Genomic DNA, 16,282 nt, shown 5'->3' with positions numbered 1-16,282 from the left:
GGCACGCCGGCCCCTGAGCCGCCCAGCCAGGCCCGGCGGAACCGGCGCTGAAGGAAGTTTTCCGCCGACACGAACCACCCCGGCGGGTATTGACAGGCTCCGAAGTCTGCGGTTTCACTTCTCCTCAGCGCCACCGTCCCGCCGATCGGGACGCCAGCCGCCCCTCCTCCGACGCGAACTGTCAGGGCCCGCCCATCGGCGACACCGGCCCCTGGCCTGACGCGCCCAGGCGCCGCTCTGCCAGTGCATTCCCTCCGATGAGGAGTTTCCGCATGCCCAGGTTCCCGACACGTGCCGCCCGGCGCGCCCTCGTCGCGCTACTCACACTGGCCGCGGCCACCCTCACCGCGGTCGTGGTCACCCCGTCACCGGCGCTGGCCGCGCCGAACTTCAAGGCGCCGTTCCCGTGCGGGCAGCGGTGGACGTACAGCCACCACAGCGCCGAGGTGCGGCAGGCGCTGGACTTCGTCCGGGCCGACGGCGGCGTCACCGGCGGTACGCCCCAGGTGGCGTCCGCCGCCGGAGTCGCCCGCCGCTACTCGCAGCCCAGCGGCGCCGGCAACTACATCGTCGTCGACCACGGCGGCGGGTGGACCACCTACTACTTCCATCTCAGCGCCTATTCGGTGCCCGACGGCGCCTACGTGCAGCAGGGGCAGCAGATCGGGATCACCGGCAGCACCGGCAACTCCTCCGGGGCGCACGTGCACTACGAGCAGCTCTACAACGGCGTCGGCCAGGTCATCTCGATAAACGGCGTCTCACTCGCGCCGTATCCCGGCCAGTACAACCAGAGGTTCCTGGTCAGCGACAACTGCGGTACGCCACCGCCGCCGCCCGCGCCCCGGTATTTCGGTGGTTCGCCGACTGATTTCAACGGTGACGGCCGGGATGACGTGGTGGCGTTCACGCACGGCTCACTCGCCGACGCCTACGTGGCCACCTCAACCGGTTCGTCGTTCGCGGGAACGTCGGTGAAGTGGCACGACTGGTTCGCGTTGTCCGGGGAGACCCCGTTGACCGGAGACGTCAACGGCGACGGACGAGACGACGCGATCGTGTTCACCCACGGCACCACCGCCGACGTCCACGTCGCCCTGTCCACCGGCACATCATTCGCGGCGTCGGCGAAATGGCACGACTGGTTCGCCCCCGGCACCGAAATCCCCGCCGTCGGCGACGTCAACGGCGACGGCCGCGACGACATCATCACCTTCACCCACGACACCACCGCCGACGTCTACGTCGCCCTGTCCACCGGCACCGGCTTCACCGGCACCGCAATCAAATGGCACGACTACTTCTCCATCGCCGGTGAGTTCCCCGCCCTCGGCGACGTCAACGGCGACGGCCGCGACGACATCATCACCTTCACCCAAGGCCCCAACACCGCAGCCGACGTCATCGTCGCCCTGTCCACCGGCAGCGGCTTCGGGGAACCCCAGAAATGGCACGACCTGTTCGCCGTCGGCACCGAACAACCCCGCGTCGGCGACATCAACGGCGACGGACGCGACGACATCGTCACCTTCACCTGCAACACCGACGCCGACGTCTACGCCGCCACCTCCACCGGGACCACCTTCACCGGCACCACCATCAAATGGCACGACTTCTTCTGCCTCCCCGGCGAATTCCCCTACCTCGCCGACGCCAACGGCGACGGCAAAGACGACCTCATCGTCTTCACCAAAAACACCACAAACGACATCTACGTAGCCCTGTCCACCGGCACCACCTTCAGCCCCTCCACCAAATGGCACGACTACTTCGGCCTCACCGACGAAACCACACTCTGACCCCCATCGACTCCCAGGAGGATTCATGTCGCACGACCGGACCACTCCCCCCACCGTGAGCCGCCGCCGCCTGCTCACCGGCGCCGCCGCGGTCGCGGCGACCGGCGCCCTGGCCGGGGCCTTCACCGCGCCGTCCGCGGCGAGCGCGGCCGCCGTCGACGGGTTCGGCCTGCGCATCGTCGGCCGCAACGAGAACGGCGGCCGGTTGCAGTACTACCGCTTCGCCACCGACGCGATCGAGTGGGATCCGGCGGTGAACGTGCTGCTGCCCGACGGCTACCACACCAGCCGCAAGCGTTACCCGGTGCTGTACCTGCTGCACGGCGGCCAACAGGACTTCCGCACGTTCCACCTCCAGGACAACATCATCAACCTGACCGCCGGCCGCGAGGTCATCGTGGTCATGCCGGACGCCTCCACCGGCTGGTACAGCAACCCGGTCACCAGCAACACCGGACCGCGCAACTGGGAGACCTTCCACATCGCCCAGTTGCTGCCCTGGATCGACGCCAACTTCCGCACCTTCGCCGAGTACAACGGCCGAGCCGTCGCCGGCTTCTCGATGGGTGGTTTCGGCGCGCTGAAGTACGCCGCGAAGTACTACGGCCACTTCTGCTCGGTCAGCGCCCACTCCGGCCCGGCGAGCCTGCGGCGGGACTTCGGTCTCGTGGTGCACTGGGCGAACGTCACCTCGGCGGCGATCGACCTCGGCGGCGGGACCGTCTACGGTGCGCCCCTGTGGGACGAGGCCCGGGTGAACATGGACAACCCGGTGCAGCGCATCGAGAGCTACCGCAACAAGCGGATCTTCCTGGTCGCCGGCACGTCCCCCGACCCGATCAACTGGTTCGACACAGCGAACGAGAGCCAGGTGCTGGCGGGCCAGCGTGAGTTCCGGAGCCTGCTCGCCCGGGCGGGCATCCCGCACGAGGGCCGGGAGGTCCCCGGCGGGCACTACTTCCGCCACGAGCAGTTCGTCGACGACCTCAACGGGATGATGGGCCGGCTGCGCCGGGCCGGCTGACCCACCGGGACCACCGCGTGTCGTGGGCCGTCGCCGTCCGGCGACGGCCCACGGCACCGGCGTCGGAGGGCTGGCGCCGCCCCCGTTCACCAGGGATGACATGGCGGGAGCAGGCGAGAAATGCCCGTGCTCCCCCTCGCACAGGTGCGGGCATGTTCGATAGGATCGAACATGCCGGTCGGATCCCCCGCCACCGCAACAGGAGGTCCTCGTGCGGTCCATGGACAGTCAGCCGCCGTCGGAGCAGGCCGCCCCCGGTGGCGCCGCGGACGAGAGCACCCCGGCCGGCGTGGTCGGCGCCCGGATCCGGCGGTACCGCAAGGAGCGCGGGCTCACGCTACGCGGCCTCGCCTCCCGCTCCGGCCTGTCGATCGGCTTCCTGTCCCAGGTCGAGCGTGGCATCTCCTCCATCGGCCTGACCGCGCTGGGCAGCGTCGCCAAGGCCCTCGACAAGTCGGTGGCCGACTTCTTCGACGCCGGCAACGGCACGTCCGACAGCAACGTCTCGCAGCTTCCCCGGCACTTCACGCTGACCAGGGCGGAGACGTCGGCCACCCAGTACGTGTCGGGGCAGCAGACCTACCGCATGCTCTCCGACCGGGGGCCGGACCTGGTGCTGGAGCCGATGCTCGTGCACATCGCGCCCGGCGGGCGGCGGGAGAACGCGTACGGCCACCGGGGCGAGGAGTTCGCCTACGTCATCTCCGGTGAGCTGCTCTACGAGGTCGAGGGCGTGGAGCACCGGCTGTGCCCGGGCGACAGCGTGCACCTGCGCTCGTCGGTGCCGCACCAGATGTACAACGACACCGACTCGGTGACCACAGTGGTCTCGGTGGTCACGCCCCGCCTGTTCTGACAGGTGCCCCTGGGCGCCACGAACCGCCCTCCGGTTTCACGTAGGTGAACACGGAGGGCGATTCGGTGGAGGGCGAGGTGTCAGCGACCGAGGCGAGCGTCCACTGCTGTCATCGTGTCCCGCCAGATGACCGACGCCGGGTCGATGACGGCGAAGTGGTCCCCCGGCTGTTCGAGGTGGCGGATGTCGTCGCCCGCGGCTGCCGCCGCCACGGCGTAACGCCGGTTGGCGTCGACCAGGTCGAGACTGTCCGCCGTCCCCTGCACGAGGAGGGTCGGGACACCGACGGGCAGCCGGAGCATCGGGTCGCTCTCGGCGTACCGGCGCGGGGCTGTCGCCGGTGAGCCGCCCAGCGCCGCGGAGATCGCGCCGTCGCCGAGGTAACGCCGCTCGCCCTCGGTGAGGTCGAGCACCCCGGCCAGCGACACCGCGAGCGCGACCCGCGGCCCGCCCGTACGCGTGGCGAGGTCCGCCGCGGCGCGCAGCGCCAGCTGCCCGCCGGCCGAGTGGCCGAAGACGACGATCCGGTCGAGGTCGAGCGGCCGGTCGGCGGCGAGGTCCCGCAGCGCGGTGAGGCCGGCTTCGACGTCCTGTGTGGTCGCGTCCCAGCCGTGCCGGTCCGGGCGCCGGTACTCCAGGTTCCAGGACGCCCAGCCGCGGGTGGCCAGGTCGACGGCGAGGGCGTCCATCAGGTCCGCTCCCCAGATCGACCGCCAGAACCCGCCGTGCAGCAGCACCGCGACCGGCGCCGGCCCGGTGCGCGGAGCCGACGGCAGCCGCAGGTCGCCCCACTGCTCCGGGTCGGGACCGTAGGCGATCCGGTCGGCCGGCGCGCGGAAGCGGTGCACGACGTGCCGGATCGCCCAGGTCACGCCCCACAGCCCTCGGCCGGCCAGATGGACCGCGCCGGGCGCCGGCGTCTCGACGGTGAGGTCGTACCAGACCGCGTGCGGCGGCTGCGCGCCGATCAGCGCGCGGGCCGGTGGGGTGGGGCCGGGCAGCACCACAGCCGGGCCCCGCGCGGCGGCGAGCAGCGACCGCAACTCGTCGGCCGAGGCGGCGGTGACGACCTCGCCGGTGACGTCCAGCTCGGCACAACTGGTGGCGACGAGCGACGCCAGCAGCTCGGTGTCGGCCACCAGCCCGGGGCCGACCACGACGGTGAGCCGCACCGGACTCACCTGCGCAGCAGGGGCAGGACGGCGGAACCGAGCAGGTCCACGCCGCGCTCGTCGGTCAGGCCGTGCGGCGTGCCGAACTCCACCCGGCGCACACCGGCGTCGATGAGGGCCTGGGCCTGCGCGGCGACCTGCTCCGGGGTGCCGGAGAAGGCGAACCGGTCCAGCACGTCGTCCGGGATCAGCCGGCCCGCGGCCTCGTCCTCGCCCGCGTCGACCAGGTCGCCGACCCGCTTCACCAGGTCGTCGGGGAGCACGACTGTCGGGTCCAGTTCCGCCACCACCGCCAGGTACATCGCCACCTCGGTGCGGGCCTTGGCCCGGGCGGCCTCACCGTCGGTGTCGACAACTGTCACCGCGCCCAGCACGATGCCGACGTCGGAGACCTCCCGTCCGGCCTTCTCCGCGCCGGCCCGCAGCCGCTCGCGGATCACCGGCACCATGTCCGGGTTGGCGCTGCCGCCCACCTTGATCTCGTCGGCGATCCGGCCGGCCAGCGCCGCGCCCTGCGGACCCCACGCGCCGAGCAGCAGCGGCGGGTCGGGCCGCTGCACGTCGTAGCGCAGCGCGGTGCCGGCCTCCAGCGAGAAGACCCGGCCGGTGAAGCCGCTGCGGTCGCCGCGCAGGAGGCGGTAGACGACCTGAACTGCTTCCTCGATGGTGGTCAGCGGTCGCGGCTGCGGCAGGCCGACCGCGCCGAGCCAGGTCCCCCGGGCCAGCCCCAGGTAGGCCCGTCCGTGCGAGGCCAGGTCCAAGGCGGCGAGCTGACCGGCGATCTCGTACGGGGCCATCGAGTACGGGTTCAGGCAGGCCGCGCCGAGGCGTACCCGTTCGGTAGCCTGCGCCATCTCCAGCAGCGGGAAGATCGGCGGCTGGTACATCAGGTCGCCGAAGACGGTGAGCACGTCGAAGCCGTGCGCCTCGGCGGCGCGGGCCAGCCGAGCGTACGCGCCGGCCGGCTTGTCGCTCTGCAGGCCGAGTCCGATCTCGACTGTCATGTCAGGTCCGCCGAGTTCATCGTGCGCCGGCAGGTCCGTTCCACCTTCATGACGAGCCGCTCCTCCGGGTCGGGGCAGATGAAGTGGGAGTCCTGGGCCAGCCAGTCCCCCGGGGCCAGGTCACGCTGCTTGGCGGCGAGGAAGGGCAGCACCGACGCGAGCGCGTACACGCAGAAGTGTTTTCCCTCGGGCAGCCGCAGGTGCGCGCTGTTCGTCAGCTCGAAGGAGTCGCCCACGGCCATGCCGCACACCGACCGGCCTTCGATCCGGTCGACTGTCACCTTCAGGTCGTAGATCTCCATGTCGCCGTCGGCGGTGTCGCTCACGGCCCCTCCCCTTCGTCGATCCGTACGATGATCTTGCCGGTGGTCCGGCGTTCGGCCAGCTCGGTGAGCGCCGCGGGCGTCTCGTCGAGCGACACGACGCGGCTGACCGGCGGCCGGACCGCGCCGGAGGCGCACATGTCGAACAGATCCTGGTAGGCGGCCTCGACCGCGGACGGGCGCTGCCACGGGTACTGCGAGCCCCAGGACAGGCCCACCAGCGTCGCGTTCGCGGCCATCAGCCGCAGCGGGTCGACGGGTGGCGGCGCGCCACCTGCCGCGCCCACCGCGACCAGGCGGCCCTCGAAGGCGAGGCACTCCCAGGAACGGGCGAAGACGTCGCCGCCCACCGGGTCCACCACGACCTCCACGCCCCGGCCGCCGGTGGCCTCCCGCACGGCGGCCACGAAGTCCTCCGCCGTGTAGTCGATCGCCACCTCGGCGCCCTGGTCGCGGCAGATCGCGGTCTTGGCCGGGCCACCGGCGGTGGCGAGGACCCGGGCGCCGCGGGCGACCGCGAGCTGGATGACGGAGATGCCGACACCGCCCGCGCCGGCGTGCACCAGCACCGTCTGCCCGGCGGTGACGCCCGCCCGCTCCAGCGCGAACCACGCGGTCTGGTAGGTGACCGGCAGCGCCGCCGCGGTCACCGGGTCGACTGTGGACGGCCGCGGCACCACCACCGCGGCGTCCACTGTCACCGTCGTGCCGAGCGCGCCGCGCGGCAACGCCGGGCAGGCCAGCACCTCCTGACCCAGCAGGTGCCCGGCCCCGTCGCCGGCGGCGACGACCCGCCCGGCCGCCTCCACCCCCGGCGTCATCGGCGGGTCCGGCCGCACCGGGTACTCGCCCCGGCAGAGCATGACGTCCAGGAAGTTCAGCCCGACCGTACGGACGGCGAGCCGCACCTGGCCGGGGCCGGGCGGCGGGTCGTCGGGCAGCTCGGCGACCGACAGCACGTCCGCCGGTTCACCGGTCCGCTCGGCGACCAGCCGCCGGATCATGCCGCGCCCACCGGTTCCCGGACCAGCTCGGCGTGGTGGTGCACGATCACCCAGCGGCCGTCGACCCGGCGCACCACGTCGGTGACCCGGGTGATCTCCGGCTCGTCGTCCGGGCCGAGCTGCGCGACCAGCTCGTACCGGGCCACGCCGAAGTCGTCCCAGACGTCGATGCGCTTGCCCCGCGCGGCGAGCACCGCCAGCCGGGGCCGCTGACCGGCGGCGTCCCGCTGGGCGCGGTACTCGTCCAGCTCGGCCCGGGTCCGCAGCGGTCCCGGCAGGTGCGTCTCCCAGGTGGTCACCTCGGGGTCCAGGTGCGTGTCGAACCGCTGCTGGTCCCCGGCGAGGAACGCGTCGTACATGTCGTCGATGCCGGCGGCGATCTCCGCCGCGCCTGCCTGCGCGAAGGTCATCGCGTCTCCTCCTGGTTACGGTCGTCGCGGGCGATCTGCCCGCCCTTCATCACCCACCACACGTCCCGGAAGGCCGAGGTGTCGGCCAGCGGGTCGGCGTCCGTCGCGATCAGGTCGGCCAGCTTGCCGACCTCGACAGTGCCGAGGTCGGACTCCGCGCCGAGCCACCGGATCGGGCCGAGCGTGCCGGCGTGGATGGCCCGCGCGGCGCCGATCCGCTCGGACATGTACTCCAGCTCCCGGATCGAGGCGGTGGTGCCCTCGAACTCCCAGAACGGGGGCATGTCGCTGCCGAGCAGGACCTCCACCCCGGCGGCGATGGCCATGTCGAAGCTCTCCAGGTGCCGGGGGCCGGCGCCGAGCGAGCGGCACTGCATCCACTCCGGCACGCCCAGCTCGTCGAAGAACTCCTTGCAGCGGGTCACCAGCAGCGTCGGTACGAGCGCCGTGCCGCGCTCGGCCATCCGCGCCGCGACCTGCGGGGTGAGCTGGTAGCCGTGCTCCACGCAGTCCAGTCCCAGCTCCACGGCCGCGCCGATCACCTCGGCGGGCCCGGCGTGCGCCGTCACCTTGCGGCCCCACGCGTGCGCCGTCTCGATCACCGCCGTCATCTCGTCGGCGAACAACTGCGGCGTGTGGATGCTCTCGTGCTCACCGGCGATGCCACCCGAGATCATCACCTTGATCAGGTCCGCGCCGGCCTTGATCTGGCTGCGCACGCCGTGGCGGAAGCCCACCGGGCCGTCGCACTCGAGCGTGTCGTTGCTCTCGTGCCCGTGCCCACCGGTGCACACCAGCGCCCGGCCGGCGGTGTAGATGCGCGGACCCGGCACGCGCCCGGCGTTGACCGCCCGCCGCAACGCGAAGTCGGCGTGGTCCTTCTCCGCCACGCAGCGCACCGTCGTCACGCCGGCGTGCAGCGTGCGCCGCGCCCCGTCGGCCATGTAGTGCGCCAGGTCGTAGGGGCCCATCCCCTTGACGTTGTCGCCCCCGGAGCCGGGCAGCGACAGCGAGAAGTGGGTGTGCATGTTGACCAGGCCGGGCGTCACGTACGCGCCGTCGAGGTCCACCTCGGTCAGCCGGCCGGCGGCACGCGCCTGCGCGGCCACCTCGGCGTACGGGCCGACCGCGGCGATCCGGTCACCCCGGACCCACACCCCGGCGCCGGTCACCGGCGCCATGCCGTCCACCACTCGGGCGTCCAGCACTGTGCAGTTGCCCAGCAGCGTGCTCGGCTGCTCGGGCGAATAGGCGGCACTCACGCGATCACTCCATAAACGTCTCGGGCGGCCCGGGCGGAGACGTAGCCCTCGGCCACGTCCCGTCGCACCGCCTCTGGATCCCGACTCCCCGGGTCACCGTGCCCGCCGCCACCGGCGGTCAGCAGCGTGACCCGATCCCCCACCGCCACCGCGGTACGCCGGGTGCTCACCCGGTGCTCGCGGTCGGTGCCCGGAAAGACGACCACCTGGTTCGGCTCCGGCTGCGATCCGCCGGCCAGCGCCCACGGCGCGCTCTTCGTCTTCTTGATCACCGTCAGGAACTCACCCGGCGTCACGAACCGGATGTCCCGCCGCAGGCCGCAGCCGCCCCGGAAGCGGCCCGCGCCACCGGAGTCGGTACGGATCTCCACCCGTTCGAAGAACATTCCCGTCTTCGACTCCAGCACCTCGACGGGCGTGTTGCGCGCCTGGGTCTGGCACAGGTGGTTCGCCGGTCCGATCCCGTCGTGCCGGGGCGTGCCGCCCCAGCCGACCGGGTCGTTGTTGCTGACGGCGAACATGTCGCCGGTGTCCGGGTGCCGGCCGACCATCATGAACCCCGGCACGTCGCCGCCGGAGGAGGCGGCCAGCCGGTCCGGCATGCCCTGCGCCAGCGCCTTGAGGATCAGCTCCAGCGCGACGGTGCCGGTCCACTGGGTGAACGTGGCGGCCGGGTACTGCGCGTGGAACAGCGTGCCGGGCTCGGCGCGTACCCGCAGCGGCGCGAAGTGCCCGGCGTTCGTCTGCTCGTGCGGCGTGGTGACGCCCTTGAACGCGACCCGGCAGGTGGCGATGGTGGCGCCCAGCGGCAGGTTCACCGGTCCGGGCACCGCCGGCGACGAGCCGGCGAAGTCCACTGTGAACTCGCCGTCGGCGACTGTGACTGTGACCCGCATGAGGATCGGCTCGTCGGTGACGCCGTCGTCGTCGAGCCAGTCCTCGGCGGTCCAGCTGCCCTGCGGCAGCGCGGCCACCGCCTCCCCGGCGCGCTGCGCGGCGACGTCGATCACCCGGTCGACGACCGCGTCCACCACGGCCGTGCCGTACTCGCGGTACAGCTCGGTCACCCGCCGCTCACCGGTACGCAGCGCGGCGATCTGCGCGTTGAGGTCACCGATGACCAGCTCCGGCATCCGCGAGTTGAACCGGATCAGCTCGTGGATCTCGCGCACCGGCTCGCCCCGGTCGTACACCTTCGTGCCGGGGAAGATGATCCCCTCCTGGTGCATGTCCGTGGAGTCGAGCACGTACCCGGGATCCTTGGCGCCCAGGTCCATCCAGTGCGCCCGGATGCACAGGAAACCGATCAGCTCCTCGCTGCCGGGCAGCACGACCGGCGAGAACATCGTCGCGTCGTACGTGTGCGCCGCGTTCCAGTACGGGTAGTTCAGCAGCACCACGTCGCCGCGGCGCAGGTTCTCCCGGCCGACGTACTCCACGCCCTTGCGCAGCGAGTAGTCGTTGGCGCCGAGGAAGCGGGACAACCCCGTCGACTCCGCGACCAGCCGCAGATGCCGGTCGTAGATGGAGATGCCGAAGTCGTACACCTCGTAGATCACCGGGTTGAACGCGGTGCGCACGAGCGCGGCCCGCATCTCCTCGGCGGCCGAGACGAGATGGCTGCGGACGACCTCGACGGTTGCCCCGTCGACCGTCGGCTCACCCATCGACGTCCACTCCGTAGACGTCCCGGGCCGCCTCCCGGGAGACGTAGCCCTCGGCCACGTCCCGCCGCACCGCCTCCGGGTCGCGGCTGCGCGGGTCGCCGTGGCCGCCGCCACCGGCGGTCAGCAGCGTGACCCGGTCGCCCGCGGCCACCGTCGTGCGCTTGGTGCTCACCCGGTGCTCGCGGTCGGTGCCCGGGAACACCACCACCTGGTTCGGCTCCGGCTGCTCGCCGCCGGCCAGCGCCCACGGCGCGCTCTTGGTCTTCTTGATCACGGTGAGGAACTCGCCCGGGGTCAGGAAGCGGATGTCGCGGCGCAGGCCGCAGCCGCCCCGGAACCGGCCCGCGCCACCGGAGTCGGCGCGGATCTCCCAGCGCTCGAAGAACATCCCGGTCTTGGCCTCCATGACCTCGATCGGGGTGCCCCGGCCGGTGCTGCCCGAGACGTGCGTGGCGGCGTCCATCCCGTCGTGCCGCGCGGTGCCGCCCCAGCCCACCAGGTCGTTGTTGCTGACCGCGAACATCTTCCCGGTGTCCGGGTGCAGGCCGACCATCATGAAGCCGGGCACGTCGCCGCCGGAGGAGGCGGGCAGCAGGTCCGGCATGCCCTGGGCCAGCGCCTTGAGGATCAGCTCCACCGCGACGATGCCGGTCCAGAGCGTGAACGTCGGCTGCGGGTAGACGGCGTGGAACAGGCTGCCCGGCTCGGCCCGCACCTCCAGCGGCGCCACGGTGCCGGCGTTCGACGGCTCGTCCCGCGACGTCAGCGACTTCAGCACGACCTTGCAGATCGCCTCGGTCGCGCCGAACGGCATGTTGATCGGGCCGCGGGTGGCCGGCGCCGAACCGGCGAAGTCGACGATGAAACGCCCGTCGGCGATGGTCACCGTGACGCGCATCTTAACCGGGTCGTCGGTGATGCCGTCGTCGTCCACCCAGTCCTCGGCGGTCCAGGTGCCCTGCGGCAGCGTCGCCAGCGCCGCGCGGGCGCGGGCCTCGCCGTCGGCGATGATCCGGTCGACCGCCTGGTCGACGGTGTCCCGGCCGAACTTCTCGATGATCTCCAACATCCGGCGCTCGCCGGTGCGCAGCGCGGCGATCTGCGCGTGCAGGTCGCCCAGCACCGCGTCGGGCATCCGCGAGTTGAAGCGGATCAGCTCGTGGATCTCGCGCACCGGCTCGCCCCGGGACACGACCTTGGTGCCCGGGAAGATCAGCCCCTCCTGGTGCATGTCGGTCGAGTCCAGCACGTAGCCGGGGTCCTTGGCGCCCAGGTCCATCCAGTGCGCGCGGACGCAGAGGAAGCCGACCAGGTCGCCGTCCGCGTCGGGGTCGGACTCGTCCGGCCGGAACACCGGCGCGAACAGCGTCGCGTCGTACGCGTGCGCCGCGTTCCAGTACGGGTAGTTGAGCAGCACCACGTCACCGCGGTGCAGGTTCTCCCGGCCCACGTACTCCACGCCCTTGCGCAGCGAGAAGTCGTTCGCGCCGAGGAAGAACGTCAGGCCGGTGGCCTCGGCGACCAGCCGCAGGTCGGCGTCGTACATCGACAGGCCGAAGTCGTGCACCTCGTAGATGACCGGGTTGAACGACGTACGGATGAGGGTGGCCCGCATCTCCTCCGCGGCCGACAGCAGATAGCTGCGGACGACCTCGACCTGGGCTCCGTCCAGCGTGGTCATGCGGCTTCCTCCAGGGTGACGAGCAGGTATCCGTGGTCGTCGACGGTGACCCGCTGGCCGCTGGGCACCACGGTGGTGGAGGTGCCCTCGTCGATCAGCGCCGGTCCGTCGAAGGTGTCGCCCGGCTCCAGGCGGGCCCGGTCGTAGACCGCGAACGGCACCACCGACTGCTGCCCGAAGTCGTACGCGTCGCGATGGGTCAGCAGCGCCTGCGACGGGTCGCCGTCGCCGCGCGGGCGGGTCTGCAGCTCCGGCCGGTCGGTGCCCCCGATGCCGCGCACCCGCAGGTTGAGGATCTGCAGCGGGTTGCCCATGGTGTGGCCGTACCGGGCGCGGTGCGTCTCGTCGAACGCGGCGCGGATCGCGTCGCGGTCCAGCTCGCGTCCGACGGTGACCATGAGGCTGTGCTCCTGGCCCAGGTAGCGCAGCTCGAACTGCCGCTCCAGCACCGCCTCGCCGGCCGGCACGCCCTGCGCCACCAGCGACGCGACCGCCTCGGCCTCGACCGCCTTGAACAGCTGCTCCAGCTCCGCCAGGTCGGCGTCGTCGAGCGTGGCCATCACGGTACGGCTGAAGTCGTTGACGATGTCGGCCGAGAGCATGCCCCAGGCGGAGAAGCCGGACGGCGCGAACGGCACGATGACCTCGCCGATGCCCATCTCGCGGGCCAGCAGCGGGGCCAGCAGCGGCCCGGCGCCGCCGAACGCGAGCAGCGCGAACTGCCGGGGGTCGTGACCCCGTTCGACGGTGATCTGCCGGACCGCGCCGACGGTACGGGCCAGCAGCACGTCGAACACGCCGGCCGCCGCGTTCTCCACGGTGAGGCCGAGCGGCTCGGCGAGCTGCTCGGCGATCGCCGCGCGCGCCTCGGCGTCGCGCAGCCCCATGGTGCCGGCGAGGAAGCGCTCCGGGTCCATGTAGCCGAGCACCACAGCGGCGTCGGTGACCGTCGGCCTGGTGCCGCCCCGGCCGTAGCAGACCGGGCCGGGGTCGGCCCCGGCGCTCTGCGGGCCGACCTTGAGCAGGCCGTGGTCGAGCCAGGCGATCGAGCCGCCGCCGGCGCCGATGGTCCGGATGTCGTACGTCGGGATGAGCAGCGGGAAGTGCTCCAGCTGGGCCTCGTACGCGGCGACCGGGTTGCCGCGCTCGATAACGCAGGCGTCCAGCGAGGTGCCGCCGATGTCGAACGTGAGCACGTTGTCCCGGCCCAGCTCGGAGGCGACGTACGCGGCGCCGACGATGCCGCCGGCCGGGCCGGACAGCACGGTGTGCGTGGGTGCGGTCTTGGCGACCGCGCTGGTCATCGAGCCGCCGCCGGACCGCATGATCAGGAAGCGCCCGGAGAAGCCGCGCTCGGCCAGGCCGGCCTCCAGCTCGTCCACGTACCGCTCGAAGATCGGCCGGATGTACGCCTCCAGCACCGTGGTGCTGGTCCGCTCGTACTCCCGGTACTCGCGCACGATGTCCGTCGACAGCGACAGGCTGACCTCGGGGAACTCCTCGTGGATCAGGCGCGCGGCCTCGCGCTCGTGGCTCGGGTCGAGGAACGAGTGCAGGAAGCAGATGGCGATCGAGGTGACCTGCTGGTCCACCACGAGCGTGCGGGCGGCTTCCCGGACGCTGTCCGGGTCCAGCGGCTCCACCACCCGGCCCCGGTAGTCGAGCCGGCCCCGCACCCCGGCGGTGAACCGGCGCTGCACCAGGCTCTCCGGCCGCTGGTACTGGAAGTCGTACATGTGGTCGGACGGCACGTTGCCGCGACCGATCAGGAAGATGTCCCGGAAGCCCTCGTTGGTGATGATGCCGGTGCGGCCACCACGGCGTTCCAGCACCGCGTTGAGGCCGAGCGTGGTGCCGTGGATGAACAGCTCCACCTCGGACAGGTCGGTGCCGAGCGCGGTGATCGCGTTGAGGACACCGTCCGCGGGCCGGGCCGGGGTCGTCGCCGCTTTGCGGAAGCGGACCCGGTTGGTGCGCGTGTCGAGTTCCATGGCGTCCACGAAGGTCCCGCCGATGTCGACGGCGAGCCGGATGGGGCGACGGGTCATGGGGTGACAGCCTGCCTTCCGATGAGGGCGGGAAGCTCGGGAACGCGCCAGCAGGCGGCCCGGCTCTCGCCGTACGACTGAAGCTCCTGCTGCTCCGATCGGCACCGGTCGGTGACGAACGGGCACCGGGCGGCCAGTGGGCACCCGGTTGCGGCGTCGGCTTCCTCCAGGTCCTTGACCAGCTCGACGGCCTCGCCGTCGGACCCGGCCGTCCCGCCGAGGCGGGGGGCGCTGCCCAGCAGCGCGCGGGTGTACGGGTGCCGGGGCGTGTCGAAGACGACGTCCACCGGACCCTCCTCGACAACCCGGCCGAGGTAGAGCACCACGACGCGGTCGGCGAAGCCGCGCACGGTCGCCAGGTCGTGGGAGATGAAGACCGAGGCGCGGTCGGCGTCGGCGGCCACGTCGGCGATCACGTCGAGGATCTGCGCCTGGACGGTCACGTCCAGGGCCGACGTCGGCTCGTCGAAGACGATCAGGTCCGGCTCGCCCACCAGCGCGCGGGCGATGCCGATGCGCTGGGCCTGGCCGCCGGACAGCTCGTGCGGGTACCGCTGCAGGATCGAGCGGTCCAGCTCCATCCGGTCGAGCACGGCGGCGACACGCTCGGCGCGTTCCGCCGGGGACAGGCCCGCGGCCCGCAGCGGCTCGGCGATGGAGTCGCCGACGGGACGGCGCGGGCTCAGCGAGCCGATCGGGTCCTGGAACACCAGCTGGGCTCGGGTTCGGGCCCGGCGCAGCGCCCGGCCGCGTGGGCGGGACCGGCCCGGCTGCTTGACCAGGGCCTGACCGGCGACTGTGACAGTGCCGGACGTGGGCGCGACCAGGCCCATGACGAGCTTGGCCAGCGTGCTCTTGCCGCAGCCGCTCTCGCCCACCACGCCCAGCGTCTCACCCGGACCGAGCCGCAGCGTGACGCCACGCAGCGCGTGGTGCCCGCCGGCGCCGAACCGGCTGCGGTAGACGACGTGCGCGTCCTCGATCTCCAGCACGGCGGGCTTCGGGTCGGCGCCGGCCGGCTGGGCGCCGCCCGCGTCCGGCGTGTGCGGCGCGGACGGCACGTCGGCGTCGAGCGGCCGGGTCTGCGGGTGGAAGCAGGCCAGCGACCAGTCGCGGCCGCCGGGAATCGGCTGGGTGCCCGGCCGCCGGGACGAGCAGGTGCGGTCGGCGTGCGCGCAGCGGGCGACGAACGGGCAGTTCTCCGGCGCCTGGGTGAGCAGGGGCATGGCGCCGGGGGTGGCGACGACCGGCCGGCCGCCGACGTCCGGCACCGACCGCAGCAGCGCCCGGGTGTACGGGTGCGCGGGCTCCCGCAGCACCTGCGCTGCCGGTCCGCTCTCCACCACGGTGCCGGCGTAGAGCACCACCACCCGGTCGCAGACCTCGGCGATCGAGGCGAGGTCGTGCGAGATCAGCAGCACGCCCCGGCCGTCGGTGTCGGCGGCGTGCCGGAACTGGCGCAGGATCTCCCGGGTCAGCGTCACGTCCAGGCCGGTGGTCGGCTCGTCGGCGATCAGCAGATCCGGGGCGCAGCCGGTGGCCAGCGAGATCATCACCCGCTGGGCCATGCCGCCGGACAGCTCGTGGGCGTACGCGTCGAGCCGCCGCTGCGGGCTGCGGATGCCGACCGCCTCGAACAGCTCGCGCGCCGCCTCCCGGGCCCGGTCGCCGGACATGTCCTGGTGGGTGGCGAGCCGGTCGACGAGCTGCTTGCCGATGGTGCGGGTGGGGCTGAGCGCGCCGCGCGGGTTCTGGAAGCAGATCGCCACCCCGCGCCCGCGGTGCGCGGCGAGCGCGGCGTCGTCCATGCGCAGCACGTCGGAGTCGCCGAAGAGCACCCGGCCGGTGGCGTGCGAGCCGCCGGGCAGCAGCCCGACGATGGCGCGGGCCACCATGCTCTTGCCGCCGCCGCTCTCCCCGACCAGGCCGACGACCTCGCCGGGGCGTACGGCGAAGGTGACGCCGCTGAGCGCGGCCACCTGCCGGCCGGGTCGCCGGATGTTCACCGAGAGGTTCTCGATCGACAGCATGG

The 16,282-nt window shown here is 72.5% G+C and carries 13 protein-coding genes; 3 read left to right on the top strand and 10 right to left on the bottom strand.

The window, feature by feature from the left end; all coding sequences use genetic code 11:
• The first annotated feature begins 272 nt into the window (after nt 1-272).
• The 3 genes from MicB006_RS24980 (at nt 273) to MicB006_RS24970 (ending at nt 3,679) form a co-directional block, all read left to right on the top strand.
• Nucleotides 273-1,799, top strand: coding sequence for a VCBS repeat domain-containing M23 family metallopeptidase (locus MicB006_RS24980; RefSeq protein WP_116509395.1), 1,527 nt, complete (start codon nt 273-275; stop codon nt 1,797-1,799).
• A gap of 25 nt (nt 1,800-1,824) precedes the next feature.
• Nucleotides 1,825-2,823: an alpha/beta hydrolase family protein gene (locus tag MicB006_RS24975; RefSeq protein ID WP_116509394.1), complete on the top strand. Its 999-nt coding sequence runs from the start codon at nt 1,825-1,827 to the stop codon at nt 2,821-2,823.
• A gap of 220 nt (nt 2,824-3,043) precedes the next feature.
• Nucleotides 3,044-3,679: a helix-turn-helix domain-containing protein gene (locus MicB006_RS24970; RefSeq protein WP_225980847.1), complete on the top strand. Its 636-nt coding sequence runs from the start codon at nt 3,044-3,046 to the stop codon at nt 3,677-3,679.
• Between the two features lie 80 nt (nt 3,680-3,759).
• Here the strand turns inward: MicB006_RS24970 and MicB006_RS24965 are convergent, their stop codons facing one another.
• Genes MicB006_RS24965 through MicB006_RS24920 form a run of 10 tightly spaced genes read right to left on the bottom strand, consistent with a single transcriptional unit; the run spans nt 3,760 to nt 16,280 of the window.
• Nucleotides 3,760-4,851 (bottom strand): alpha/beta hydrolase, encoded by a 1,092-nt coding sequence (locus tag MicB006_RS24965; protein ID WP_225980492.1) that lies wholly within the window; start codon nt 4,849-4,851, stop codon nt 3,760-3,762.
• Between the two features lie 5 nt (nt 4,852-4,856).
• A complete protein-coding gene (locus MicB006_RS24960; RefSeq protein WP_116509388.1) occupies nt 4,857-5,855 on the bottom strand; it encodes an LLM class flavin-dependent oxidoreductase in 999 nt (332 codons plus the stop codon).
• Nucleotides 5,852-6,181, bottom strand: a complete 330-nt coding sequence (locus MicB006_RS24955; protein WP_043325197.1) for a TIGR04076 family protein — start codon at nt 6,179-6,181, stop codon at nt 5,852-5,854. The genes MicB006_RS24960 and MicB006_RS24955 overlap by 4 nt, the downstream gene beginning before the upstream one ends.
• Nucleotides 6,178-7,182, bottom strand: a complete 1,005-nt coding sequence (locus MicB006_RS24950) for an NADPH:quinone oxidoreductase family protein (protein WP_116509386.1) — start codon at nt 7,180-7,182, stop codon at nt 6,178-6,180. Before MicB006_RS24950 ends, MicB006_RS24955 begins: the two co-directional genes overlap by 4 nt.
• Entirely contained in the window at nt 7,179-7,592 is a 414-nt protein-coding gene (locus MicB006_RS24945; protein WP_064447407.1) for a nuclear transport factor 2 family protein, read from the bottom strand. The genes MicB006_RS24950 and MicB006_RS24945 overlap by 4 nt, the downstream gene beginning before the upstream one ends.
• Nucleotides 7,589-8,854, bottom strand: a complete 1,266-nt coding sequence (locus tag MicB006_RS24940; RefSeq protein WP_116509384.1) for an amidohydrolase family protein — start codon at nt 8,852-8,854, stop codon at nt 7,589-7,591. Before MicB006_RS24940 ends, MicB006_RS24945 begins: the two co-directional genes overlap by 4 nt.
• Nucleotides 8,851-10,521 carry a hydantoinase B/oxoprolinase family protein gene (locus tag MicB006_RS24935; RefSeq protein ID WP_116509382.1) on the bottom strand — a complete coding sequence of 557 codons (1,671 nt, stop codon included), beginning with the start codon at nt 10,519-10,521 and terminating at the stop codon, nt 8,851-8,853. The genes MicB006_RS24940 and MicB006_RS24935 overlap by 4 nt, the downstream gene beginning before the upstream one ends.
• Complete coding sequence (locus MicB006_RS24930) at nt 10,514-12,202, bottom strand: hydantoinase B/oxoprolinase family protein (protein ID WP_116509380.1); 1,689 nt, start codon at nt 12,200-12,202, stop codon at nt 10,514-10,516. The genes MicB006_RS24935 and MicB006_RS24930 overlap by 8 nt, the downstream gene beginning before the upstream one ends.
• Nucleotides 12,199-14,250 (bottom strand): hydantoinase/oxoprolinase family protein, encoded by a 2,052-nt coding sequence (locus MicB006_RS24925; protein WP_116509378.1) that lies wholly within the window; start codon nt 14,248-14,250, stop codon nt 12,199-12,201. The genes MicB006_RS24930 and MicB006_RS24925 overlap by 4 nt, the downstream gene beginning before the upstream one ends.
• Nucleotides 14,247-16,280: a dipeptide ABC transporter ATP-binding protein gene (locus MicB006_RS24920; RefSeq protein ID WP_116509376.1), complete on the bottom strand. Its 2,034-nt coding sequence runs from the start codon at nt 16,278-16,280 to the stop codon at nt 14,247-14,249. The genes MicB006_RS24925 and MicB006_RS24920 overlap by 4 nt, the downstream gene beginning before the upstream one ends.
• Nucleotides 16,281-16,282 lie beyond the last annotated feature (2 nt).

The organism is Micromonospora sp. B006, assembly GCF_003408515.1.
Taxonomy (GTDB): domain Bacteria; phylum Actinomycetota; class Actinomycetes; order Mycobacteriales; family Micromonosporaceae; genus Micromonospora; species Micromonospora echinospora_A.
Note: the sequence above shows the minus strand (reverse complement) of the source record. Positions and strands in the feature narration are given on the sequence as shown.